Origin of the sequence: Pseudomonas sp. B21-009, from assembly GCF_024749345.1 — a bacterium.
Taxonomy (GTDB): Bacteria; Pseudomonadota; Gammaproteobacteria; order Pseudomonadales; family Pseudomonadaceae; genus Aquipseudomonas.
The window spans coordinates 4,518,584-4,543,587 of sequence record NZ_CP087199.1 but is presented as its reverse complement, the minus strand read 5'-3'; the positions used below and the strand labels follow the sequence as shown (position 1 = coordinate 4,543,587).

Annotated in this window: 20 protein-coding genes and 1 pseudogene; 12 read left to right on the top strand and 9 right to left on the bottom strand. The window is 62.3% G+C overall.

Annotated elements, in window-relative coordinates; all coding sequences use genetic code 11:
* Positions 1–178: 178 nt before the first annotated feature.
* A complete protein-coding gene (locus LOY34_RS20940) occupies positions 179–1,306 on the bottom strand; it encodes a branched-chain amino acid ABC transporter substrate-binding protein (RefSeq protein ID WP_045197827.1) in 1,128 nt (375 codons plus the stop codon).
* A 362-nt stretch (positions 1,307–1,668) separates the two neighbouring features.
* Here LOY34_RS20940 and LOY34_RS20935 point away from each other — a divergent pair, with 362 nt between their 5' ends.
* Positions 1,669–1,974: a DUF2288 domain-containing protein gene (locus LOY34_RS20935; RefSeq protein ID WP_045197829.1), complete on the top strand. Its 306-nt coding sequence runs from the start codon at positions 1,669–1,671 to the stop codon at positions 1,972–1,974.
* A gap of 179 nt (positions 1,975–2,153) precedes the next feature.
* Here LOY34_RS20935 and LOY34_RS20930 read toward each other — a convergent pair whose 3' ends face one another.
* Positions 2,154–4,334: a hypothetical protein gene (locus LOY34_RS20930; RefSeq protein WP_195884857.1), complete on the bottom strand. Its 2,181-nt coding sequence runs from the start codon at positions 4,332–4,334 to the stop codon at positions 2,154–2,156.
* Positions 4,335–4,535: 201 nt separating this feature from the next.
* Here LOY34_RS20930 and LOY34_RS20925 point away from each other — a divergent pair, with 201 nt between their 5' ends.
* The gene (locus tag LOY34_RS20925; RefSeq protein ID WP_195884856.1) at positions 4,536–5,423 is read left to right on the top strand and encodes an NAD(P)-dependent oxidoreductase; all 888 of its coding nucleotides are present in this window, start codon (positions 4,536–4,538) and stop codon (positions 5,421–5,423) included.
* Here the strand turns inward: LOY34_RS20925 and LOY34_RS20920 are convergent.
* Entirely contained in the window at positions 5,323–7,599 is a 2,277-nt protein-coding gene (locus LOY34_RS20920; protein WP_258663977.1) for a bifunctional diguanylate cyclase/phosphodiesterase, read from the bottom strand. The genes LOY34_RS20925 and LOY34_RS20920 overlap by 101 nt on opposite strands.
* Positions 7,600–7,877: 278 nt before the next feature.
* On the opposite strand from LOY34_RS20920, the gene LOY34_RS20915 reads away from it, so the two are divergent.
* Positions 7,878–9,230, top strand: coding sequence for an MFS transporter (locus LOY34_RS20915; RefSeq protein ID WP_045197838.1), 1,353 nt, complete (start codon positions 7,878–7,880; stop codon positions 9,228–9,230).
* A gap of 97 nt (positions 9,231–9,327) precedes the next feature.
* Here LOY34_RS20915 and rapA read toward each other — a convergent pair whose 3' ends face one another.
* Positions 9,328–12,174 carry an RNA polymerase-associated protein RapA gene (rapA, locus tag LOY34_RS20910; RefSeq protein WP_258663975.1) on the bottom strand — a complete coding sequence of 949 codons (2,847 nt, stop codon included), beginning with the start codon at positions 12,172–12,174 and terminating at the stop codon, positions 9,328–9,330.
* A gap of 119 nt (positions 12,175–12,293) precedes the next feature.
* Here rapA and LOY34_RS20905 point away from each other — a divergent pair, with 119 nt between their 5' ends.
* The 7 genes from LOY34_RS20905 (at position 12,294) to LOY34_RS20880 (ending at position 17,136) form a co-directional block, all read left to right on the top strand.
* On the top strand, positions 12,294–12,980 hold the full coding sequence (locus LOY34_RS20905) for a M949_RS01915 family surface polysaccharide biosynthesis protein (RefSeq protein WP_195884853.1): 687 nt from the start codon (positions 12,294–12,296) through the stop codon (positions 12,978–12,980).
* Between the two features lie 91 nt (positions 12,981–13,071).
* Positions 13,072–13,401, top strand: a complete 330-nt coding sequence (locus tag LOY34_RS20900) for a hypothetical protein (RefSeq protein WP_045197844.1) — start codon at positions 13,072–13,074, stop codon at positions 13,399–13,401.
* A gap of 76 nt (positions 13,402–13,477) precedes the next feature.
* Complete coding sequence (locus LOY34_RS20895; RefSeq protein WP_093380215.1) at positions 13,478–13,642, top strand: hypothetical protein; 165 nt, start codon at positions 13,478–13,480, stop codon at positions 13,640–13,642.
* Positions 13,643–13,776: 134 nt separating this feature from the next.
* Entirely contained in the window at positions 13,777–13,893 is a 117-nt protein-coding gene (gene ccoM / locus LOY34_RS27375; protein ID WP_010221102.1) for a cytochrome c oxidase subunit CcoM, read from the top strand.
* Positions 13,894–14,073: 180 nt separating this feature from the next.
* Entirely contained in the window at positions 14,074–16,062 is a 1,989-nt protein-coding gene (locus LOY34_RS20890) for an FUSC family protein (RefSeq protein ID WP_195884852.1), read from the top strand.
* Complete coding sequence (locus LOY34_RS20885) at positions 16,049–16,255, top strand: DUF1656 domain-containing protein (RefSeq protein WP_195884851.1); 207 nt, start codon at positions 16,049–16,051, stop codon at positions 16,253–16,255. The genes LOY34_RS20890 and LOY34_RS20885 overlap by 14 nt, the downstream gene beginning before the upstream one ends.
* A gap of 11 nt (positions 16,256–16,266) precedes the next feature.
* Complete coding sequence (locus LOY34_RS20880; protein WP_258663972.1) at positions 16,267–17,136, top strand: HlyD family secretion protein; 870 nt, start codon at positions 16,267–16,269, stop codon at positions 17,134–17,136.
* A 4-nt stretch (positions 17,137–17,140) separates the two neighbouring features.
* Here LOY34_RS20880 and LOY34_RS27600 read toward each other — a convergent pair.
* Positions 17,141–17,251, bottom strand: a pseudogene (locus LOY34_RS27600) (short-chain dehydrogenase); the annotation flags it as partial.
* A gap of 54 nt (positions 17,252–17,305) precedes the next feature.
* On the bottom strand, positions 17,306–18,520 hold the full coding sequence (locus tag LOY34_RS20870) for an ATP-binding protein (protein ID WP_045197854.1): 1,215 nt from the start codon (positions 18,518–18,520) through the stop codon (positions 17,306–17,308).
* 189 nt (positions 18,521–18,709) lie between these two features.
* On the opposite strand from LOY34_RS20870, the gene LOY34_RS20865 reads away from it, so the two are divergent.
* Positions 18,710–19,033: a DUF2025 family protein gene (locus LOY34_RS20865; protein ID WP_045197857.1), complete on the top strand. Its 324-nt coding sequence runs from the start codon at positions 18,710–18,712 to the stop codon at positions 19,031–19,033.
* Between the two features lie 34 nt (positions 19,034–19,067).
* On the opposite strand, the gene LOY34_RS20860 is transcribed toward LOY34_RS20865, so the two are convergent.
* A complete protein-coding gene (locus LOY34_RS20860; protein ID WP_258663970.1) occupies positions 19,068–20,510 on the bottom strand; it encodes an amidase in 1,443 nt (480 codons plus the stop codon).
* A gap of 105 nt (positions 20,511–20,615) precedes the next feature.
* Here LOY34_RS20860 and LOY34_RS20855 point away from each other — a divergent pair, with 105 nt between their 5' ends.
* On the top strand, positions 20,616–21,197 hold the full coding sequence (locus LOY34_RS20855; protein WP_195884848.1) for a TetR/AcrR family transcriptional regulator: 582 nt from the start codon (positions 20,616–20,618) through the stop codon (positions 21,195–21,197).
* Here the strand turns inward: LOY34_RS20855 and LOY34_RS20850 are convergent.
* Positions 21,194–23,776 carry an EAL domain-containing protein gene (locus LOY34_RS20850; RefSeq protein WP_045197863.1) on the bottom strand — a complete coding sequence of 861 codons (2,583 nt, stop codon included), beginning with the start codon at positions 23,774–23,776 and terminating at the stop codon, positions 21,194–21,196. The two genes, LOY34_RS20855 and LOY34_RS20850, sit on opposite strands and share 4 nt — an antisense overlap.
* Before the next feature lie 58 nt (positions 23,777–23,834).
* Positions 23,835–24,908: a diguanylate cyclase gene (locus LOY34_RS20845; RefSeq protein ID WP_195885916.1), complete on the bottom strand. Its 1,074-nt coding sequence runs from the start codon at positions 24,906–24,908 to the stop codon at positions 23,835–23,837.
* Positions 24,909–25,004: the final 96 nt, after the last annotated feature.

Genomic DNA, 25,004 nt, shown 5'->3' with positions numbered 1-25,004 from the left:
CGGCCTGGTCTTGTGGTCTTGGCCACTTCGGCACAGGCAACTGCCAGCGAACCGCTGGTGACGGTTTTAAGATTTTCAGGTGAACCTGCTCCCGGATCGCGGGAATCAGGCCCATGAACCTCGTAAAACAAAGCCCACTGCTCGCACAGTGGGCTTGTAGTCATATAGTCAGACGGGATTACTGAGGGGAAACTTCGGTTTTAGGTTTGCCGAAATGCCATTCGTAGACCACGAATTTGAAGTCTTTCAGGTCGCCTTTGGCGTCGTACGACAGGTCGCCGGTCGGGGTCTTGAAGGTGCCGGCATGGATGGCTGCAGCCACTTTGTCGGTGTCTTCGGACTTGGCCGCCTTGATGCCTTCGGCGATCAGCTCGACAGCCGAGTAGGCCGGGAACACGAACGGGCCGCTTGGGTCTTTGCCGTCAGCCTTGATGGCATCGGCGATGGCCTTGTTCGCAGGGTCGGCGTCGAAGGATTTCGGCAGGGTCACCAGCAGGCCTTCGGAAGCGCCTTGGGCGATCTGCGAGATGGAGTCGTTACCGACACCTTCAGGGCCCATGAACTTGGCGTTCAGGCCTTTCTCTTTGGCTTGACGCAGGATCAGGCCCAGCTCCGGGTGGTAGCCGCCGTAGTAGACGAAGTCGACATTGGCTTGCTTGAGCTTCTGGATGATCGAGGAGAAGTCCTTGTCGCCGGCGTTCAGGCCTTCGAACACGGCAACCTTGACACCTTTGCCTTCGAGGGTGGTTTTGACCGCGCTGGCGATGCCTTCACCGTACTGCTGCTTGTCGTGCAGTACCGCAACCACTTTCGGTTTCACATGGTCGGCGATGTAGTTGCCAGCCGCAGGGCCCTGGGCGCTGTCCAGGCCGATGGTGCGGAAGATCAGCTTGTAGCCGCGGGAGGTGATTTCCGGGCTGGTGGCAGCCGGGGTGATCATGATCACGCCTTCGTCTTCGTAGATGTCGGACGCAGGCTGGGTGGAGCTGGAGCACAGGTGGCCGACCACGTATTTGACGCCGTCGTTGACCACTTTGTTGGCGACTGCCACGGCCTGTTTAGGGTCGCAAGCGTCATCGTATTCTTTGGCTTCAAGCATCTTGCCGTCGACGCCGCCCTTGGCGTTGATGTCCTTGATGGCCTGTTTTGCACCGATGAACTGCATGTCGCCGTACTGAGTGACCGGGCCGGTTTTCGGGCCGGCGATGCCGATCTTGATGGTATCGGCTGCAAACGAATGGCTGGCAACCCCGGCCAGAACCATTGCGGCAAACAGTTTGGAAATCTGCTTAGTAGCCTTACTCATAGTGCTCCACTCATTCTGTTGTAATTTTTATAGTCCTGGCGGCCAGAGCTTGAGGACCGGATCAGGTTCCATGAGAGGCCACGCCTCGTCACGGACCCGGATAACCCCCGGAACGGCCCTGGCAACTGTACCGGTACAGTGTAGAGCGCTGCTTTGTCGCTTGAAAAGCAGGCCCGCCGGGGCAAAAACCAGGGGTGTCGCCTAATCGACAGAAAGTTATAGAAAAACGCCGTTGTTTTGCCAGTTTCTCTGGTCAAACCCGGGCATTTACCACCTTGTCGATCAATTACTTATTTTGAAACTGGGTTTTTCTGCAAAAATACCGACCTTTATCGCGGTCGAATTATTTCTGGTAGGAACCCATGACAGATCAACCAAGCACCCTCTATGCCAAATTGCTCGGCGAGACAGCAATAATCGAGTGGAAAGCGCTGGAGCGTTTTTGGGCCAAGGGTGACCTGATTTGGGTCGAGCCGACCCTGGACCTGATCGATGTTGCACAGGCAATGGCCGAAAACCGTAGCGAAAGCGTCGCTGCATGGCGTAATGCTGGCACTGTCGGAGCGGTCACTGCAGAGCAGGCACTAGACCTTCAGAGCCGCGATCCAGAGATCTGGGCTGTGGTGGTCTCGCCGTTTATTGTGATTCAGGAAAAGACCAACGGCTGATCACGCGCCAAAATGGTGCGTGAAAATGCACAGCGGGATGGTTTTGGTGCGCGGGACTGTTCAGCCGGGGTGGCTGTTGGTAACAGTTGGGTGTGCCAAGGCAGTGCGGTAACAGTCTGATCGCGGGGCAAGCCTGCTCCTACCGATGTAGGAGCGGGCTTGCCCCGCGTTGCTTTCAATCAGTAATCCACTTTGCCGGTATGGCTGTTCAACGAGATCACCCGGGTCTTGCCGATGCGGTGACGGTAGATCTCACGCAGGTATTTCACCGCTTTCTTCACGCATTCGCGTGACAGCCGGATGTCATTGATCGAGACGAACTTGCTCTTGTCGTTGATCAGCTCGCGGTATTTCTTCTCATACATCGGTTTGATCGCGTACCAGTTGGTATCGAGGATCTTCGCCGGGTTCTCGAACTCGTTGAGCAGGTCATCGATGCGGTCTTCATCGAAGGCATCGCTGGTGATGAACTCAAGGATGGCATTGTCCAGGGTATCGTCGAAGCGGTACGGGTTACGCGCAAAACAGCGCTTGATAAAGGCCACGATCAGGGTCAGGAAGTCGTCCGACAGGCACGGGCTCTTGGCGATCAGGGTGGTCAGCGACAGGTTCGCCGAGGCACCGATCACCAGCGCATAGCGCTTGAGCGTGGTGTTGGGGAACAGGCTGTTGAGGTGAGTCTTGAGCCGGTTCAGGTCCATGTACGACAGCTTGTAGTCCTTGGGCAGCGACACGATCGACACCACCGACGAGCAGTTCTTGAAAAAATGCAGGTCGTGCAGCGCCGCCGCGTCGTAGCCGGAGGCCTGGTATTGCTCAAGGGCGGCGCGGTAGCGGCGGGATTCAATCGGCAGCAGGCTGATGCCTTCGATCGCCTGGGTCACCTTGTTGAAGTGCGGCAGGTCGATGGAGCGGAAGAACAGGTCGTCGATGTTCAGCCGCGGCTGCTCTTTCTCGAACACCTTGAATTTGTCCGAGCTGGGCGAGGGCTGTTCCGGCACTACCGATTCGGCGTAGGCGATGGCCACGGGGCCTGCCAGGCTCATGAACAGGTCGTTGGCATCCAGGCGGATGGTTTCGCCGATGTCGATGCCGGCACGACGGAAGTAGTTCTGGTCGTAGTCGGTGGTCACTGCCTGGGCGGTGAGGATGTTGAAGATCTGCTGGGAGATGTACTGGTTGGCGTGCTTCTCCATGGCGTTGACGTCGATGTTCTGGATGTTGCCGTCATCGTTCTCTTCGGCGTAGCGCATGATGTCGTTGGAAATCAGCATCATCGCGTTCCAGGGGCGGATGCGGCCCATGACGCTGGCCTCGCTGCTGTCTTCATTGTCGAAGTTGTACGAGAAATCCCATTCCTCGGACAGGTACTTGCACAACAACCGGCCGGCGTTGATGTGCAGGGCTTCGGACATTTCGCTGCGATGATCGGAGATGTTCGGCAGCACGCAGATACCGCTGGTGAAGATCGGCTCGAAGACGAACGAATGACCGCTCTTGCCGTCGTTTTCGTCGGCCGGCTTGGTGTCGAACGTCTTGTTCATGTACGAATATTGCTGGGCCAGGCCGAACTCCGAAGCCATGCCCGAGCCGGTACCGCCACCGGCGCTGAAGATGTAGAAATACAGGCGTGACTGGTTGGCCTTGATCCCGCAGGAGTCAATCAGGTACGAGTGGATCAGCTTCCAGTCGGCGCTGGAGAAGCGGTGGGTTTCCTTGTTGAGGATGATCTTGGCCAGGTACTGGCCGAGGATCGGCGCGTTACCGGCGCCACCGGCATGGACTTCCGACAGGTCCATGATTTTCATCTTGCTGTAGTCGCGGATAAAACCGCTCTTCTCACCCTTGCGCGAAAAACGGATGCGCCCGGCGATGTCCTTGTCGAGGTCGCCGAGCATCACCAGCGGCTCTACCAGGAACACCGGCTTGGTGCCCTTGTTCTGCACCAGGCGCAGGTTGTTGCGAATCCAGCGCGCCGGGCTGTAGTTCGGTTCGCTGCCGGCGCGGTCTTCGTTGTTGAATTCGTTGAGGTAGAAGGTCCTGGCGTTGTATACAAGTTCTGCGACATCCAGGGCGATGTTCGAGCCACAACGGCCCAGGCCAATCAGGCACACCGAGGGGAACTGCTGGTCCAGGCGCAGTTGGGTGTCGTCTTCGACATGCACGCTGGGCGGGAACACCAGGTCACGCAGGCCATCGAGGTTGTCGAGGATGCGCTGGATATCGGTTTCGGTGAAGTACAGGTACTGCTGCGGGTTGAGCGCCCGCGGGCTGTAGTAGCTCGAGCCGGGAGTGCTGTACGCGGGAGTGGGTGATGTCAGCTCGGAAACCGCGTTGGCAGAAGTAGTCTTGGAGGTCATTTTGCGCCATTTGCCTGGGGGTGGGTGGCTGTTCTAGTAGGTAGCATAGAGCCATCACTGGGTGAGGTTCGCGACTGTATCAGTGCGCATTTGGCGTGGGCGATAGGGGTTAACCCGATGCCTGTGTAGGAGTTTTCCTTTCCACGCCTGCAAACTGAATCGTCCGATCAGTCAACTTCTTTAATCTGTCTGGAGCTGTACATGAGCACTGCACGTCCTTCGTTGGGGTTTGCCGGTATCGGGCTGATGGGCTTGCCCATGTGTCGGCGGTTGCTGGCCGCGGGTTATCCGCTGACGGTGTGGAACCGCTCGGCGGACAAATGCGCCGAACTGGTCAAGGCCGGTGCCCGCCAGGTGGCGACTCCGGCCGAGCTGTGCCAGCACGCCGAGGTGCTGATGCTGTGCCTGGCCGACACGGCGGTGGTGCGCGAGGTGGTGTTTGGTGAGCAGGGCATTGCTGGCGCAGGCAAGGCCGGCCAGTTGCTGGTGGATTTCTCCAGCCTCGAGCCGACCGCTACCCGTGAGATGGCCAGCGAACTGGCGGCGAAAACCGGCATGCACTGGCTCGACACCCCGGTCTCCGGCGGCACTCCAGGCGCCGAAGCCGGCACTTTGGCGATCATGGTCGGTGGTGAGGCGGCCGACCTTGAGCGCGTGCGCCCGCTGTTGTTGGCCCTTGGTCAACGCGTGACCCACATGGGGCCGGTCGGGGCAGGGCAGGTAACCAAGGCCTGCAACCAGATGATCGTTGCCTGCAATGCGCTGGTGATTGCCGAGGTGGTGGCGCTGGCCGAGCAATCAGGCGTCGACGCCAGCCTGATCGCCGAGGCCCTGGCGGGTGGTTTCGCCGATTCAAGGCCGCTGCAGATCCTGGCCCCGCAAATGGCCGCCAGTCGCTTCGAGCCGGTGAGGTGGCACGTGCGCACCTTGCTCAAGGATCTGGATAGCGCGGTGAAATTTTCCCGCGAACAGGGTTCGTCGACCCCGGTCAGCGGCCTGGCCGCCCAATTGATGCGCTTGCATGGTAGTCAGGGCTATCTGCAAAAAGATCCGGCGACACTGATTGATCTGTACCGGCGTAAGGATTGATGCTGCTCAGCGCCTGTTCATGGCGCTGGTTGAGTTCGCCCAGGATCGGCCGCAGTTCATCCAGCGGCACGGGCCGGCTGAGCAGGTAGCCCTGGAGGTAATCGCAGCCTTGCTGGGCGAGGAACTGGTACTGCTCGGTGGTTTCAACGCCTTCGGTGATCACCTGCAGGTGCAGGGTGTGGGCCATGACGATGATGGCCTGGACGATTTCCATGTCCTGGCGGCAACGCGGTACATCCTGAATGAAAGAGCGATCGATCTTCAGGGTGTCCAGCGGCAAGCGCTTGAGGTAGGCCAGTGACGAGTAGCCGGTGCCAAAGTCATCGATCGACAGCGACACGCCCTGGGCGCGGATGCGCTTGAGCAGGGCGATGGTGTTGTGGATGTTGCCCATCAGCGCGTTTTCGGTGACTTCCAGCTCCAGCTGGCGCGCCGGAATGCCGGCCTGACGCAGGGCATCTTCGACTTCCTGGGCCAGTTCTTCGCGGGCCAGGGTCAACGCCGAGCAGTTGACGGTTACCTTGAGCCCGTCGTAACCGTGGCGGTTGAGCTGGGCCAGGTCTTCGCAGGCATGGCGCAACACCCATAGGTCGAGTTCGGCGATCAGGCCGTTGGCTTCGGCAATGCCGATGAAGCGGTCCGGGCTGAGCAGCCCGTGCTGTGGATGTTGCCAGCGCACCAGGGCCTCGAGCTTGGCCACCTGGCCGCTGTGAAGGTCGAAAATCGGTTGGTAGTGGATGCGCAGGCCACGTTCTTCGAGCAGGGCTATGCGCAGTTCTTCTTCCAGTTGCAGCTCGAGGGTGGCGCGGGTTTTCAGGTTGCTGTTGAAGAAGTTCAGGTTGTTGCGCCCGCAACCCTTGGATTGATACAGGGCCAGGTCGGCGTTTTTCAACAGCTCGTCACAACTGCGGCCATCATCGGGGAACACGCTGATACCGATGCTGGTGGTCATGACCATGCGCCGACCGGCCAGGTCGATCGGCTCCTTCATCTTCTGCATGATGCGCTGGGCCAGGTGCCGGGCCTCATCGCGGCTGTGCAGGGCGGTGAGGATGCAGAACTCGTCGCCACCGAAACGGGCGACCACATCCTGGCTACGGGTGGCGGTCTTGATGTGCGCGGCAATCACCTTGAGCAACTCGTCGCCAGCATCATGGCCGAGGCTGTCGTTGATGCGCTTGAAGTGATCGATGTCGAGGAACATCACCGCCAGCATGCCGTCATTGGCGGTTTGCTCGGCCAGGCGCTCGGCGAACACCTGGTTGAAGCCGCGGCGGTTGACCAGGTTGGTCAGGGCGTCGTAGTGGGCGGCCTGCTGCAAGGACACCCGGGCCTGGTCGAGCTGGCTGAGCAGCACGTTGACCCGGCGCAGGTCGTGCTCCTTGCTTTGCAGCTTCTTGTCCGAGAGCGCGGCGCTGATGCTGCTGGCGCTGATCAACAGGGTAATGAAGGCGATGGTCAGGCTCAGTTGCAGGCTGTTGTCGCTGACCGGCAGCGACAGCGCGGTGTCCGCGGGTAGTACCAGGGTCAAGGCGGCCATGCCCAGCAGATGGGTCGCGACAATGCCGCCGGCCATCAGCAGGCTGGCGCCGTACTTCATCAGTTGAAAGAGGGTGCCGCTGCCATTGCGCAAATAACGGGCGAACAGCAGCGCCGCGAGGCTGGTGGCGATGGCGGCAGCGACCGAGGCGGCGAACAGGTCGGGGCGATAGAACTGCTGGGCGCTGGAGCGCATGGCGGCCATGCCGGTGTAGTGCATGGCAATGATCCCCAGGCCGAAGCACACCGCCGCTTGCAGGTAGTGGCGCGGCAGCAGTTGCTGGCGGCTCAGGGTATTCATGGCCATCCAGCCGGCCAGCAGCATGATCAGCAGCGAGACCCCGGTCAGGGCCACGTCGTAGTGAACCTCCAGCGGCGTTTGCAGAGCCAGCATGCTGATGAAGTGCATGGCCCAGATGCCGCCAGCCAGACAGCAGGCGCCGAGCAAGCGCCATTGCCGCTGGGCCGCGGGTTGCTCGACGTGGCTCAGGCGCTCGGCCATGTCGAGGGTGGCGAAGCTACCGGCACAGGCGATCAGAAAGGCAAGCAGCACCAGGTAGGGGTTGTGCCTGCAATCGAGAAGGATCTGTCCGGTTGCCGGAAGTTCGGCGAGCATTTGCAGCCCCAGCCACTCCATAGCATGCCTCTTTTTCGAGTTTGCACTCGTCCCCCTATAGCCCGCTTGGAGACCGTTGTGCAGGAGTATAGGAACTCAGCATTAGTCCATCCTGAATAATGGCATATTGATTCCTACGATTTGGTCATTGAACCAATAGCGCCAGGTTCTAAAACTGCAAATGGTTACAATTACCCGGTATCAGTCCGGTCAATGGTGGCAGACAGATCGGCAAGTGCCCTCTAGATTCAGTTCGGCGTGCTGGAAAGCCCCGAACAATAATAACGAGGGACTGATCGATGCAGAGCTCCACTCAAGCGGCCAACGCCTGGCGAATCCTGTTCCTGCTGTTTCTGGCCAACCTGTTCAACTTCTTCGACCGCACCATTCCCGCCATCATCATCGAGCCGATCCGCCTGGAATGGCACCTGAGCGACTTTCAGATCGGCTTGATCGGTACCGCCTTCACCCTGGTCTATGCCATTGCCGGCCTGCCGCTGGGGCGCCTGGCCGATAACGGTTCACGCAGCAAACTGATGGGGTGGGGGCTGATGGCCTGGAGCGGGTTGACCGCGGTCAATGGCATGGTCGGCAGCTTCTGGAGCTTTTTGCTGGTGCGCATGGGCGTAGGCATCGGTGAGGCCAGCTATGCGCCAGCCGCCAACTCACTGATCGGCGACCTGTTCCCCGCCGAAAAACGCGCGCGGGCCATGGGCATTTTTATGCTCGGCCTGCCGTTGGGCCTGTTGCTGGCGTTCTTCACCATCGGTGCGATGGTGCAGGCCTTTGACAGCTGGCGGGCGCCGTTCTTTATCGCCGCAGTGCCCGGGTTGTTGCTGGCGCTGTTCATGTTCATGATCCGCGAGCCGGCGCGCGGCGCGGCGGAGTCGGTGGCGATCTCCCAGGCGCCCGTGGACCGGCCGTTGCGCCGGGTTCTGAGTGTGCCGACCTTCTGCTGGCTGGTGCTTGCGGGCCTTACCTTCAACTTCGCCACCTACGCCTGCAACTCGTTCATGGTGCCGATGCTGCAGCGTTACTTTTTGCTCTCGCTGCAGCAGGCCGCGGTGGCCACCGGGGTCATTGTCGGCCTGACCGGGCTGGTTGGCCTGACCCTTGGCGGCTGGATTGCCGACAAGGTACACCAGCGCTTTGCCAACGGGCGCTTGTTGTTCGGTGCCCTGAGCATGCTGATCGCCACCCTGGCCACCGCCTGGGCACTGCATGCCGGGCGGATCGAGATCGGCGTGTTCGTGGCGGTGTTCGGTGTCGGCTGGTTGTTTGCCTACAACTTCTATACCTGTGTCTACACCGCGATTCAGGATGTGGTGCAGCCGCGTCTGCGGGCCACGGCCATGGCGCTGTTCTTTGCCGGGCTTTACCTGCTCGGTGGCGGCCTGGGGCCTGTGGTGGTGGGGGCGCTTTCGGACCATTTTGCCGTGGCGGCCATGCAGGCAGCGGGGGCGGTGCAGATGAGCGAGGCATTCAAGGCTGAAGGCCTGCACGGGGCGATGTACCTGATACCGGTGGCGTTGATGTTGACGCTGGTGTTTCTGCTGCTGGCCTCGCGGTGCTTCAGCCGGGATGCGCAGAGGATGCGCGAGGGGATGGTGGCTGACAGCGAGGAGGCAGCGGGCAAGCTTGCACAAGCGTGAGGGGCCTCATCGCCAGCAAGGCTGGCTCCCACAGGGTTCGATCTCTGCCAAAAGATCCTGTGGGAGCTGGCTTTGCCAGCGATGAATACGACGCGGTTTATCCGGCGACCAGCACCCGAATCGCTTCCAGGCGCAGCGCCGCTTTATCAAGCATCGCCAGGCCTTGTTCACGCTGCTTGCGCAGGGCGTCGATTTCGCTGTCGCGAACGGTCGGGTTGACCGCTTGCAGGGCGATCAGGCGCGCCAGCTCTTCATCGGTTTGCGCCGCCAGCCGGCGTTGGGCTTCGGCGACACGTTCGGCATGGCGCGGCATGATCTTGGCTTCGCCGTCGTTGATCCGCGGCGCCAGCACGTCGCGCTGGGCCTGGATGAACTTGTTGGCGCTGGCCTTGGGCACGCTTTCGAGCTGGTCGTTGAGGGTCTCGAAGGACACCCGCGAAGCCAGGTCGTTGCCGTTGGCGTCGAGCAGGCAGCGCAGCGCGGCCGGCGGCAAGTACCGGCCCAACTGCAGGGCTCGCGGAGCCACCACTTCACTGACGTACAGCAGCTCCAGCAGCACGGTGCCGGGCTTGAGCGCCTTGTTCTTGATCAGCGCCACCGAAGTGTTGCCCATCGAACCGGACAGCACCAGGTCCATGCCGCCCTGGACCATCGGGTGCTCCCAGGTGATGAACTGCATGTCTTCACGCGACAGCGCCTGGTTGCGGTCGTAGGTGATGGTCACGCCTTCGTCGTCGCCCAGCGGGAAGCTGGCGTCGAGCATTTTTTCGCTCGGCTTGAGGATCAGGGCGTTTTCCGAGTGGTCTTCACTGTCGATGCCAAACGCGTCGAACAGGGTTTCCATGTAGATCGGCAGGGCGAACTGGTCATCCTGCTCAAGGATCGCCTCGACCAGCTCCTGGCCTTCACCGGCGCCACCGGAGTTGAGCTCCAGCAAACGGTCGCGACCGCTATGCAGCTCGGCTTCGAGGCGCTCGCGTTCGGCACGGGCCTCGTCGACCAGCGCTTGCCACTCATCGTCATCGCCGCTTTCGAGCAGCGGCAGCAGGCGCGGGCCAAACTGGTGCTGCAGGGCGTTGCCGGTCGGGCAGGTGTTGAGGAAGGCGTTCAGGGCCTGGTTGTACCACTGGAACAGGCGCTCTTGCGGGCTGTTCTGCAGGTGCGGCACGTGCAGCTCGATGGTGTGCTTCTGGCCGATGCGGTCCAGGCGGCCGATACGCTGCTCGAGCAGGTCCGGGTGGGCTGGCAGGTCGAACAGCACCAGGTGGTGGGCGAACTGGAAGTTGCGGCCTTCACTGCCGATTTCCGAGCAGATCAGCACCTGGGCGCCGAATTCTTCGTCGGCGAAGTAGGCCGCAGCGCGGTCGCGCTCAAGAATGCTCATGCCTTCATGGAACACCGTCGCGGGGATACCGGAACGCACGCGCAGGGCGTCTTCCAGGTCCATGGCGGTTTCGGCGTGGGCGCAGATCACCAGGACCTTGACCCGCTTGAGCATCTTCAGGGTGTCGATCAGCCAGTCGACCCGAGGGTCGAAGCGCCACCAGCGCTCTTCTTCGCTGCCTTCGCTCTGGGACTGGAAAGCAACCTCAGGGTACAGCTCGGCGTGCTCGCCCAGCGGCAGCTCCATGTACTGGTCGGGGTTGGGCAGCGGGTAGGGGTGCAGGTTGCGCTCAGGGAAACCCTGGACCGCCGCGCGGGTGTTACGGAACAGCACGCGGCCGGTGCCGTGGCGGTCGAGCAACTCGCGAATCAGGCGGGCGCTGGCCTGGGTATCGCCATCGTTGACCGCAGCCAGCAGGGCTTCGCCTTCGGCACCGAGGAAACCCTCGATGGTGGCGTGGGCCTTGGGCGGCAGGCGGCCTTCGTCGAGCAGCTCCTGGACCGCTTCGGCTACCGGGCGATAGTGCTCGCTTTCGGCGCGGAACGCGGCCAGGTCGTGGAATCGGTTCGGGTCGAGCAGGCGCAGGCGCGCGAAGTGGCTGTCCTGGCCCAGTTGCTCCGGGGTCGCGGTGAGCAGCAGCACGCCGGGGATGACCTCGGCCAGTTGCTCGACCAGGGCGTACTCGGGGCTGACCTGGTCTTCATGCCAGACCAGGTGGTGCGCCTCGTCGACCACCAGCAGGTCCCAGCCGGCGGCAAACAGCGCGTCCTGGGCCTTTTCGTCTTCAGTCAGCCATTCCAGGGCAACCAGCGCCAGTTGGGCATCCTCGAAGGGGTTGCTGGCGTCGCTTTCGATAAAGCGCTCGGCATCGAACAGCGCAACCTGCAGGTTGAAGCGCCGGCGCATTTCCACCAGCCACTGGTGCTGCAGGTTCTCCGGGACCAGGATCAGCACACGGCTGGCGCGGCCCGAGAGCAACTGGCGATGGATCACCAGGCCGGCTTCGATGGTCTTGCCCAGGCCTACTTCGTCGGCCAGCAGAACCCGCGGGGCGATACGGTCGGCCACTTCACGGGCGATATGCAACTGGTGGGCAATCGGTTGCGCGCGGGTGCCGCCCAGGCCCCAGAGCGACGACTGCAACTGACGGCTGGTGTGCTCGAGGGTGTTGTAGCGCAACGAGAACCACGGCAGCGGGTCGATCTGCCCGGCGAACAGGCGGTCACTGGCCAGGCGGAACTGGATGAAGTTCGACAGCTGGGTTTCCGGCAGGGTGCGCGCCTGGTTCTGCGCGTCCAGGCCGTGATAGACCAGCAGGCCGTCGACATCCTCGACCTCGCGCACGGTCAGCTTCCACCCTTCGAAATGGGTGATCTGGTCGCCAGGCGAGAAGCGCACCCGGGTCAGGGGCGCATTGCGCAGGGAGTACTGGCGGGTGTCGCCAGTGGCCGGGTAGAGCACGGTCAACAAGCGGCCGTCCTGTGCCAGAACGGTCCCCAGACCTAGCTCGGCTTCGCTGTCGCTGATCCAGCGTTGCCCCGGTTGATACTGCTGCGCCATACTGCCTGACTCCCGCCATGAAAAAGCCGACTATCTTAACGGATAGCTCTGTGCAGACCAAAGAGTCTAGCAACTTCATCGACGAAAACCGCTGTCGCCATTGAGGGCCCGATACAGCCATGCCGATCTCCAACCCGTGGTTCATCCGAACGCTGGCCGTGGCGGGCGTGCTTCTGCTGGCTGCCTGTGACAACAAAGGTTTCGAAATTCTGGCGCCGATTCCCGCTGCGCAACTCGAGGCCCTGGGCGTGCAATCGCCGCTGCAGAGCGTGCATTACCACGACCGCGAGGGCGAAGGTTTGCTGGTGCTCAGCCGCAATGACGACCAGGTCAGCGATGAAGAGACCGATCAGGACGTCGATCGCGTGGTGCTCACGGCAACGCTGTATGAGCGCCAGGGCGATGACAGCTTCAAGCCGCGCTGGAAGATCGAGAACGAGACCACCTGCTCCGGGCTCGACCTGGATGTCGGCTTTTATACCGACGTCAGCGGCGTCAGTGACCTCGACAACAACGGCCTGGCCGAGCTGACGGTCGCCAGCCACGCCTTTTGTGGCGGCGGCGTCGACCCCCATGAACTGCGTGTCGAGTTGCGTGAGGGCCAGGCCAGCTATGCTATCAATGGCCAGTCGCTGATCGCTATCGAGGGCGAGCAGCCATATGGCGGTGAGCGCGAAGACAGCCCGTCGCTCAAGGATGCACCACAAGTGTTGCGCGATCACGTGAACGACGTCTGGAACAAAGTGCTCAAACGGCCGTGGAGCGAAGCCCAGCCCGCCCCGACGGACGAGGACGAAGAACAGTAGGCGGCAACTGTGAAGCGCCCCGCACATTTTGCCGGCACTGGCTCAAGGCCCGTGGCCATCAGCCGACACACTGGCGACAGGAGATCATCCCATGCTGCCGCCCCTCATCCCGCTCAGTGCTGCACCCGTGACACAACAACTGGACCCGGTAAAGCCGACGCCAGACATCAAACCCGTGGTCCCGGCGCAACCGAGCTCCAGCGACAGTACCATTGACCTCAAGCAGCGTGACCCGGAGCAGGCCGCGATCCTCTTGCGCGAAGAGCAGCGCCGCCAGCAGCGCCGACGCCCGTCGAGCCAGGACGAAGAGCTGTACCAGGCGTTGCCCGGCGATGAAGTCAACGCCGACAACACCGTGCCGGTGGCACCCTTGATGGGTGAGCAGCCGCGCCAGGGGCTGCTGGTGGACATCGAAGTCTGAAGATACAAGCGCCACTGGTCAGCGCCGGCTGCAGCCTTCATGATTGCAGCACTGCAGTCAGCTTTCCGAGCCCGCCATGAGCCAAGAAAACAACCTGATCGACCTCGGTGCCGAACGTGCACGCCGGGTCCACGACCTCAATGAAAAGCGTCTGAACGAAGTTCGTCAGGCGTTCGAGCAGGCCATGCCGCTGGGCAAGGCCAAGAAGAAAAAGCCCAAGGGCAAACCCAAGAAGCGTTGAAAACTTGATGCAGGTCAAGCCTGCACCCGCCTTGCGCGCCCGGTTCCGGGCGCTATTGACCTCGGTCAATTTCCTCCCCTGAGCCATTCGCTACCTTAAGCCCATCGGACAGGTTCAGGCGAATGGAGGCCGACATGTTCTTCGATAATGTGGTTATCGCTGGAGTGATTACGGTCGGTCTGATGCTGATGTTCTTCGTCGGATTCGGAATATTCATCTGGAAAGACTCGAACAAGCGCAAAGAGCGCTGATCCTTTCCAGTCACGAGCACGCAAGGCATTTAGGGCGACTTCGGTCGCCCATTTTTTTGTCTGGTAAAAAAACCTTTCAGCACCTCTGGACCATTAATAGTTAGCTAGCTAATAATTAAGCCCTGAACTTCTCGCTTCATCCTGACTATCTTTACTACACCGTCGTTCAAGGTGCGTCCCGTGCCCATCACGTTGCAGGCCCTGCTGGCGCCAAACAAAACCGCTGTGCAATTTGCCCTCAAAACCCTGCTTGGTGGCGGCCTGGCCTTGTGGCTGGCGCTGCGCTGGGGGCTTGAGCAGCCGGCCTGGGCACTGATGACCGCGTTCATCGTTGCCCAGCCGCTGTCTGGGATGGTGGTGCAGAAGGGCCTGGCGCGCCTGCTCGGCACCCTGGTCGGCACGGTCATGTCGGTGCTGTTCATTGGCGCCTTCGCCCAGACCCCGTGGCTGTTCCTGTTCGCCCTGGCCTTGTGGCTGGCGCTGTGCACCGCCTGCTCGACCTTGCTGCGCAGTGCCTGGGCTTATTCGTTCGTGCTGGCCGGTTACACCGTGGCAATCATCGCTTTGCCGGCCATCAACCATCCGCTGCTGGTGTTCGACCAGGCGGTGGCGCGCTGTACCGAAATCTGCCTGGGGATTGTCTGCGCCACGGCCACCAGCGCCTTGCTCTGGCCGATGCGCGTCGAGCAACAGCTGAGCGGGCAGGCGCGCCAGGCCTGGCAAAGCGGGCTGCAGGCCGCCAGCGCCGCCTTGAGTGGTGAAGAACAGGGGCGCAAGGGCCTGCTGGAGATTCTCGGGCGCATCGTGGCGGTGGATTCCCAGCGTGAACATGCCTGGTTCGAAGGCAGCCTCGGCCGTCAGCGCGCCCGGGCGATTCGCGGGCTGAGCCAGAAACTGCTGGTGCTGCTGCGCATTTCCCGTTCGGTGCGCCGGCAATGGCGGCAACTGGATGAACAGCAGGCGCAGCACCTGGCGCCGTGGCTGGAAGAGGTTCAGGCGCTGCTGGCCAGCCCCGACCAGGCCAGCCTGTTGCTGTTGCGCCAGCGCGTCTGGGATGCAGCCCACGATGAGCAAATCAGCTCCGCCGAGCATTACTGCCTGGCGCGCCTGACCTTGCTGCTGGACAACGCCATGGCTGCGACCCTGGCCCTGCGTGGGGTAGAGGAGGGCAAGCCGGCCGTCGATGTACCCGACAGCCTGGCGGTTCACCGCGATGTATCGCTGGCGCTGCTGTTCGGCTCGCGCAGCGCCCTGGCGTTCCTGGCCATGGCCAGCTTCTGGTTGGCCACTGCCTGGCAGGCTGCCCCCGGTGGCCTGGTGCTGACCTGCGTGGTCTGCAGCTTGTTCGCCAGCCGCGAGAATGGCGCGCAGATCGGCATGAGTTTTTTGCGCGGGATACTGTTGGCGATACCGGTGGCGTTCGTGGTCGGGCAGATCCTCCTGCCGGAGCTCAGCGGTTTTGCCATGCTCTGCCTGGCCATGGGCGTGCCGCTGTTCTTTGGCGCCCTGGGCATGGCCAATCCGCGTATTGGCGCCACCGCTACTTCTTATTGCCTGCACTTTATCGTGCTGGTGGCGCCGCTCAATGTCATGAGTTTCGATGTCGCCAACTTCTTCAACAGCGCCCAGGCCATGCTCATGGGTGTCGGCGCCGCAGTGCTGGCGTTCAAGTTGCTGGTGCTGCGCAACCCGGCCTGGCATGGCAAACGCCTGCGCGCTGCCACCCAAAGCGACCTGGTGCGCCTGACCCGCCGCGACCTGCGCGGCGCCGACAGCTGGTTTGGTGGACGCATGGCCGATCGCCTGTTGCAACTGGCCCGGCACTACGGCGCCTTGCCCGAACAGGAGCGCGGGCGTTGGGACGATGGCCTGCACGGCCTGGATATCGGCGACGAGCTACTGCACCTGCGCATGTGCCTGGCAGTCGCCCAGGCGCCGGTGGCCGCCGCCGAGCGCCAGTACCTGCAACAACTTGAATCAGTATTGGCCAGCGGCCCGGCCCCGGGGCGTGGCCAGCGCCTGGATGCGGCCAGCGAGCAGTTCATCGACGCACTGCAGAGCGTGCCTTCGAGTGACCCGCTGCGCCTGGCCATCGGTGCTGTGCTGCAATTGCAGAAGAGCTGGGGCAAGTGGTGCCGTCGACAGGAGGAAATCCATGTGCTTGCGTGAATGGGCGCTGGGCGGTGTGTTGCTCAGTCCGTTTCTGCTGTATGTGTTGTTGGCCTTGCTGCTGACCGGGGTGTTGCGCCTGTTGTTGCGCTACACGCCGTTGGGGCGCTGGGTCTGGCATGAGGCGTTGTTCGACTGCGCGCTGTTCGTTTGTATTCTGACCCTGGTGACCCACGTGCTGGGGCCGTTATAAGGAGTGTGACCATGCGTGCTGCTGTACGTATCGCAGTAACCCTGTGCCTGGTGGCGGTGGCGATTTTTGCCGGCTGGAAGCTCTGGCAGTACTACATGCTCACGCCCTGGACCCGTGATGCGAAGATTCGCGCTGACGTGGTGATCGTTGCCCCGGACGTATCTGGCTGGGTACGTGAGCTGAAGGTGCGTGACAACCAGCAGGTCAAGGCCGGCGAGTTGCTCATGTCGATCGACCGTGACCGCTTCGAGGCCGCCCTGGACAAAGCCAACGCTGTGGCCGAAACCCGCCAGCAACAACTGCGCCTGCGCGAACACGAAGCCTCGCGCCGTGCCGCCCTCGGCCCTCAGGCGATCAGCGCGGAACTGCGCGAAAATGCCCAGATCAACGCCGCCGTTGCCCGTGGCGAATTGCGCGAAGCGTTGGCCGAGGTCAAGGTCGCGGCCATCAACCTGGCGCGCAGCCAGGTCAAGGCGCCGCGCAGCGGGCATATCACCAACCTGCGCCTGGCCGAAGGCAACTACGTCAATGCCGGGCAGGCGGTGATGGCCCTGGTGGACGACTCGACCTTCTACGTCCAGGCCTACTTCGAAGAGACCAAGCTGCCACGCATCCGCGTCGGAGACCCGGTCAAGGTCTGGCTGATGAGCGCTGGCGAGCCGATGCAGGGGCATGTCGAGAGCATCAGCCGCGGCATCACCGACCGCAACGCCAACCCCGACAGCCAGTTGCTCGCCGAAGTTGAACCGACCTTCAACTGGGTGCGCCTGGCCCAGCGCATTCCGGTGCGGATCAAGCTTGATCAGGTGCCTGAAGGGGTCAACCTCAGCGCCGGCATGACCGCCAGTGTGCAGGTGCGCGAGGACCAAGTGCAGCGCTGAGCGCTTAAAGAAACATGCCGCCGGAGACTTCCAGACGCTGGCCAGCGATAAAGTCATTGACCTCGGTGGTGTCGCGTACCACGCCGCCGAAATCGGTTTCGATCGCCCCCGATGCCGGTGTCATTGCTCTACGCCGGGCAACTACACCTACCGCAACGGGTGCGGGCTTTCATGGACTGGCTGGCGCAGTTGCTTCAGGCACCACTCGATCAAGCGGCAAGCGAAAGGTAAACAGCGTACCGGCTTCGGCGCTCGACACCACCTCCATGCGCCCGCCGTGGGCCAGGGCAATCTGGTTGGCGATATACAGGCCCAGGCCCAGGCCGGGTTGCGGCGCATCATCGCGTGGCCGTGAAAAGGGCTGGAACAACTGCGCCATCACCTGGGGTGCAATCGGTTCACCGAGGTTGTGCACACCGAGGACGAACACCCGCTCGCGGATATCGGCCATGACATTTACCGGGCTGTCGGCGGCGCCGTGGGTGAGGGCGTTGGCAATCAGGTTGGACAGCAATTGGGTGACCCGTTCACGGTCGCATTGGATGTCGCCGAGATCGCCGATGTTCAGCCGAATCAAGCGCTGCGGATGCACCCGTTGCAGCTCCGAAGCCACGTGGCTGAGGGCGTCGGCCAGATCCGGGCAGGGTTGGACGTTGATCATGATGCCGTTGCCCAGGCGGCCACGGGCAAAATCCAGGACATCGCGGACCAGCTGGTTGGCGCGCCGGCCACAGGTCAGGATGTGCTGGGCGATGGCGCGGCTTTTTTCGTCCTGCAGGCGCTGGCTGAGCAGTTCGGCACCGGCGGTGATGGCGAACAGCGGATTGCGCAGGTCGTGGCCGAGCACGGCGATGAACTGTTCACGCAAGTCGGCGATGGCGCGTTCTTCTTCCAGGGCCTGTTCGGTTTGCTGGGCGTTCTCTTCGCTTTCGATCTGGATCGACAGCAGGCGGGCGAAGGACTCCATCATCGGCTGGATGGCGCTGCCTTTGAGATTGGCCGGCAATGGGTCGAGGGCGCAGATGGTGCCGAAGAAGCTGCCGTCGGTGCGAAACACCGGCACCGAAATATAGCTTTCGAACTTGTAGATACGCGGGGTGTGGTGGTTGCAGTACAGCTCGTCTTCGCTGGCCTTGTCGATCACGATGGTCTGGTGGCTGGCGCGGATCTCGTGACACAGTGTGGTGATCAGGTCGAGTTCGCCGCCGACCTCCAGGCCAAAGCCCAGCGAGTCGAGCACCGCGCAGGCCGTCCAGCTGCTGTCGGTGACCCGGGCGACAGCGGCGAAACGCAAGCCGGTGGTCTCGCAGATCACTTGCAGGATGGCCGGTACTGCGTTGATTCGGCTGATCGTGGCGATATCGGAAGTGACGGCGGTGCTCATGAATCATCCACGTTCGCTGACTACTGGAAGGCGTTGAGAAAGATAAGTCTAGCGAGCAACTGCCGCTTGGGTAAAAAAATCCTTTACCGAATGCGATGAATTTCCATTAACCTTGGTCCCCGAGTTGCCCGCCAGAGCGCAACCCCTATCGCCCAGCGTGCCAATCCCCTTTTTCAAGTGAGGTTTGACATGCACATCACATCCCAGGACATCTGCGCCGCTGCTGACCAGCTCAAGGGCTTTGTCGGCTTTCATCGCAAGCTTGGCAAGCACATCGTGCGTTTCAGCGAAGACTCGTTCGGCATGGACGTGGCTGACGACAGCATCACCCCGAGCAACGAATTCGTCTGGCAGGCCGCCGAGGCCGAGGTCATGACCTTGAGCCGAGCCTTGATCGAGATTCTTCTGGCGCAGAACGTCGATGAACGGTTGAATGTGACCGAGCCGCTGCGGGTTTACCTGCGCCGCAAGGATTTGCCGGAGATCGCCGCGCAGCGACGGCTGCGGGCCTGAGCGGCCACATCGCCGGCGTTGCCGGCGGTGCTTTTCAACTATGCGCCGCCCAGACCGGCGGGGTGCGCCCGCGCCAGGGCAACGCCTGCTCCAGTTGCCCGGCCAGGCTCAGCAGCAGGCGCTCCCCCGCAGCCCCGGCGGTAAACTGCATACCCACCGGCAAGCCGCTGGCTGCATCCTGATACAGCGGCAGCGACATCGACGGCGTACCGCAGATGTTGGCCAGGGCGGTGAAAGGCGAGTGGTTGAACACCCGATGCATCCAGCCCAACCCGTCGAGCTGTTCCTGGCCGGCGTTGTAGGCGCCGATCACCGGCGGCAACTGGCTCATGGTCGGGCTCAGCAGCAGGTCAAAACGCTTGAAGAACCCGCCCAGTTGCCGGCTGACCTGATTGCGCTGGTCCATCGCCGCCAGCAGGTCGGTAGCCGGCAGCGCCTGGCCGTAACGGTTAAGCGCCAAGGTTGCCGGTTCCAGCCAGTCAGCATCGAGCGGGCGACCCGTCTGGGCACTCAATGCGTCCAGCCAGGCTGCGGTATTGCTGGCCCAGAAGCGCGCGTTCATCTCGACAAAAGCATCCCACGACAGGCCGATGTCCAGGTCTACCTGCTCGCACCGGTGGCCAAGACCTTCAAGGGTGCGGACCAGGCCCTGTAGCGCCTCGAGCATCAGCGGATCGCTGCGCTGGCCATTGAGCGGATGCAACTGCACGGCAATTTTCAACGGCCCAGGCGCTTGCTTGAGCGCACTCAGGTAACTGCCCTGTGCTGGCGCCACCTGGAACGGGTCACCGGGTTCTGCCCCGGCCATGCAATCGAGCAGCAGGGCGCTGTCACGCACCGAACGGCTGAGCACCCCCTGTACCGCCAGGCCGTTCCAGGCCTCGTCCAGGAACGGCCCCATGGAAATCAACCCGCGGCTGGGCTTCAAGCCAAACAAGCCGCAGGCTGCAGCCGGCACCCGGATCGAACCGCCGCCATCGGTGGCATGGGCCACCGGCACCATGGCGCTGGCTACCGCTGCTGCCGAACCGCCACTGGAGCCACCGGCGCTGCGGTTCAGGTCCCAGGGGTTGCGGGTCGGGCCGCACAGGCGCGATTCGGTGGTGGTGCTGATCGCCAGTTCCGGGACGGTAGTGCGCCCCAGGGTGAGCAATCCTGCGCGGCGAAACCGCTGCATCAGGAACGAGTCGGCACTGCTGCCGGTGCCCTGGGCCAGGCGGCTGCCGAACTCATGAGCACGGCCCTGCATGCTGATCGCCAGGTCCTTGATCAGAAACGGCACGCCATACAACGGACCTTCAGCAGCGCTTGGCAGAGGTTCGTCGTGCCAATGTTCAGCCAGCGCATTGAGCCGGGGTTCGACGTTGGCGATGGCCTGTTGCGCCGCCGCCTGCACTTCAACGGCACTGACTTGCCTTCGAGCAATCAGCTCGGCCAGGCCGATGGCATCGAATTGCACATATTCACTCACCTTCATTGCGCACTCCCGGGGCAATTGACGATAAAATACCGATGGGTATCGAGCGATACTCGAGAGTATAGAGTGATACTGATTAGTATCGTCGTCAACCGGAGTCTGCCCATGCGTTCGCAACGAATCGCCCGTTTGCCCCCGCGCGAGCGGGTCCTGGATGCCGCCCACGAGCTGTTTTTCAACGAGGGCATCAGCCGTGTCACCGTCGATGCCATTGCTGCCAAGGCAGAAACCACCAAGATGACCGTTTACCGGCATTTTGAATCCAAGGACGTGCTGGTAGTGGAGTGGTTGCGTCTGTTGATGGCCGAATACGATGAGCTATGGGCGCGCCTGGCCGAACAGTTCAACGGCCAGCCGACGCGACAGATCCTCGGATTTGCCGAATTTCTGGTCCAGGAACCGCTGCTGTCTTCGCACCGTGGTTGCGCCTATACCAACACCCTGGCGGAGTTGCCGGTGTGTGACAGCCCGGCGCGCGAGTTGATCGAGGCGCACAAGCGTCGTCAGGCGGCGCGCCTGGTGCGCTTGTGCGAAGAGGCAGGGATGGTCGAACCGCAGCAGGCAGCGTTCGAGCTGACGCTGCTGCTTGAGGGGGTACAGATCGTTGCGCAGAACAAGGGCTTCGACCAGGTCGGGCCGAACCTGCTCAAGCTGGTGCGGGCGCGATTGGGGTTACCTGCGGCCTAGGAGACGCTGGCGCGGTTGTTGTCGGCAGATTGCAGCAGCGCCTCGAAAGCCAGTTTGTCGATCGGTTTGCTCAGGTAGTAGCCCTGCACCTCGTGGCATTGCTCCTTGCCCAGGGCCTTGAGTTGCTGCTCGGTCTCCACCCCTTCGGCGGTCACGGTCAGGCCCATGGCCTTGCCCAGGTTGATGATCGCCTGCACCACGGCGCGGTCGTTGCCATCGCTGCTGAGCCCGGCGATGAAGCGCTTGTCGATCTTGATGCTGTCGAACGGGTAGGTACGCAGGTAGCCCAGCGACGAGTAACCGGTGCCGAAGTCATCCATGTTCAGGCGCACGCCCAGTTCCTTGAGTGCATTCATGGTGCCCAGCGCACCTTCGATATCGTTGAGCATCACGTTCTCGGTGATCTCCAGTTCCAGGCGCTGGGCCGGGAAGCCGGTCTCGACCAGAATCTGGTGAACATCCCTGACCACGTCGCTGCGCGAGAACTGCGCAGGCGAAAGGTTGACCGAAACCAGCAGGCCGGCCGGCCAGTTGCGCGCGGTTTCGCAGGCTTCGCGTAGCACCCAGCGGCCCAGGGGCACGATCAGGTCGGTCTGCTCGGCCAGGGGGATGAAGGTGTCCGGGCCTAATAGACCCTCGACTGGATGCTGCCAGCGCACCAAGGCCTCGACCGAGACGATCTCGAGGGTCTCGAGGCGGTAGCGGGGCTGGTAGTGAAGGATGAACTCGTTGTTTTTCAGCGCCTTGCGCAAGTCGTTTTCCAATTGGCGGCGGTACTGGATCTGCTCGTTCATCTCTGGCGAGAAGTAACGCCAGGTGTTCTTGCCCTCGGCCTTGGCCTGGTACAGGGCGATGTCGGCGCAGCGGATCAGCTCGCCGGCATCGAAGCCCTGCAGGCGCGTTTGCGCCACACCGAGGCTGGCGCCGATGTGCAGGGCCTGTTCTTCGAAGTAGATCGGCTGGTGCAGGCTGTCGATCAAGCGCGCGCAAAAGCGGTCGATTTCGTTGCGGCTGTCCATGCCGTTCATCACCAGCACGAACTCGTCGCCACCCAGCCGCGCCACCAGGTCGCCGTCACGGGTCGATTCGCGCAGGCGCGCGGCTACCTCAAGCAGCACGGCGTCGCCGGCAGCGTGGCCGAGGGAATCGTTGATCGGCTTGAAGCTGTCCAGGTCAAGCAACAGCAAGGTCAATGGAGTGGCGTCCTGGCCCTTGAGCAATGCCTGATCAAGAAAGCGTGAGAGCTTGTTGCGGTTGGCCAGGCCCGTCAGCGCGTCGTGCATCGACAGGTGCTGGATGCGCGCATGGGCCGCCACCTCATCGGTAATGTCGCTGGCGGTGCCGCGATAGCCGACCAGCTTGCCATCGAACACGATCGAGCGCGCCGAGACCCGGCAGAAGCGCACCTGGCCGGTATGGTCGCGGTAGGCGCAGCGCAGGTTGGCGACCTGCTGCGAGTCGGAATCGGCCTGGTTGTCGAGCCACTGGATCAGCGGCGTGGTCTCGCAACTGAGCAATTGATTGAGCGGCTGGCCCAGCCAGTCTTCACTCTGAAAACCGGTCACGGCGACGAAGCGCTGGGACAGGTAGCTGAGGCGGTGATGGCGGTCGGTTTCCCAGATCCAGTCCGAGGCCGCCTCGGCCACGGCGCGAAAGCGTTGCTCGCTGGCTTCCAACGCCAGGTTGCTGGCTTGCAGGCGGCGCAGGTTGGCATCGATTTGCCGTGAAGTGCGCAGGGCATAGCGGAAGAAGTACACCATCAGCAGGCCCAGCACCAGCATGGCGCCAAGCAGCGGCGGCAACACGGCCCAGAGCAGTTGGTCGCCAGGGCGCGGGGTGATCCAGTCGAGCCGGTAGCCGGTGTCGCCGAGCATCAGGCTGGGCTGGTCCGCCAGCGGCGCGTCGGCTTTTTCGATGTGCATGCCGGCAAGGCCGACACCGGTGCCCAGGCGGGTGAGTTTTTCCGGGGTCAGCTGATCGACGAAGAGCATGACCGAGGTGGTTTGCGGGTCGATGCTCAGCACCTCGTCGTCCGGGCGAATGGCGGCGGCAACCAGCACGGCGGGCCAGCCGTTGAACAACACATGCTCGGTGATCTGCTGGCGCTCGGCTGCAACTTTGCGCGCCTTGGCGATAATCGGGCCCAACGGGTTCTCTATATAGGTGCTCGCTGGCGCCTTGCTCAACTGGCCTTTGAACAGGGCGTATTTGGTGGTTTGGTCATCGACGACGAACACCCCTTCGTAGCCGCTGGCGGTGTACAGCGAATCGCCGACGTTCTTCTCGTCATAGGCCCAATGCAGGTCGGGGCTGGCATTGAGGTGCTCGTAAGCGGCGTTCCATACCGCGTAGCTGGAGAGAAACTGGCGCGACGACTCCAGGCGCTGGTCCAGGGCTTTATGGGCGTAGAAACTGCTTTTTTCCCGCTCGTTGGCATTGAGCGTGGTGGCGATGTTGAACAATGCCCCCAGGGCGATCAGGCAGGCCAGGGCGAACAACGCGGCAATCGCGGCAATAAGCTTGCGCGTCTGCAGGCTGGGGCGTTGGCTGGCTGGCGGAACATCGGCAATCCTGTCCATACGCGAGCTGTTCCTTAATGAAGCAGCATCCCTGCGGCCGTACCGCAAGGACGAACATTCAGTCAGGATAGGCCAGCTTCAGCGCGCTGAGGTCCGAATGGGCGAAATTGACCTGGTTACGCCCGGCTTTCTTCGCGCAGTACAGGGCTTTGTCGGCCTCGTTGAGCCAGGCTTCAGGGTCGGGCAGGGCCGCGCTGCAACTGGCCAGGCCGATACTGAGGCTGATGCGCAGCTCCGGCAGTTGCGGGTTGCGGTAGCTGCCAACCCGCTCGCGCAGGCGTTCCATGGCCTGACTGGCGTGTTCCATGCGGGTATCCGGCAGAATCACGCAGAACTCGTCACCGCCGTAGCGTCCGGCCAGGTCATCTTCGCGCAGGGTGCGTTTGAGCTCGTTGCTCAACTGGTGCAGGACGCAATCGCCGACCACATGGCCGTAGGTGTCGTTGATGGCCTTGAAATGGTCAATATCGATGATCGCGATCACCGCCTCGCGGCCTTGCTGCTGGCAGATCTGGAACTTGAGCTGCAGCAGGTCCTTCCACGAGCCGTGATTGAGCAGGCCGGTGAGGCTGTCGGTACGGCTCAGGGCGCTTAGCCGGCGCTTGTGCTCAGACAGCTTCATCGCCAGGCGGTAGCAGACCCAGCCAACGGCCATGGGATACAGGGTCAGCATCGGCAGGCAGGCATAGACCTGCAGGGTGCTGGCATGCAATTGCAGCCCGGGGCCGAACAGGGCCATCGACAGCAGCATGCCCAGGCCCTGGATCAGCAGGCCCTTGATGAACAGGCGCTGGCCACCGGCAGCGAAGTTGTTCATGGCCATCATCGCCAGGATGGTCACGCTGGGCAGGGGATTGAACTGCAGGGTGGCGGTCCAGAACCCGCCCATCAGCGAGTCCAGTTGCAGGTTGCGGTACTCGGCGTGATACGGAACCTTGGCGCGCAAGGCAATCTGATAAGCCAGGTGCGGCCACACCAGGCCGTTGAACAGCAGCAGGCCCCATACCCAGGCGGGCACCGGCAGGCTGGAAATCCCGGCCATAACGCTGAGCATGCCGATCCCCAGGCCGATGATGCGCGGCAGGTAGATCCGCTGTACAAATGAAAGTCCCTTGCCGTTTTTCTTTTCCATCATGGATGCTGGTCTGTTCCGGGGCGCCGTTTATCGCATAAATGCTGTCAATATTGTTGAACAATCGCAGGCTGTTGAAAAATGGCCTTACAAGCC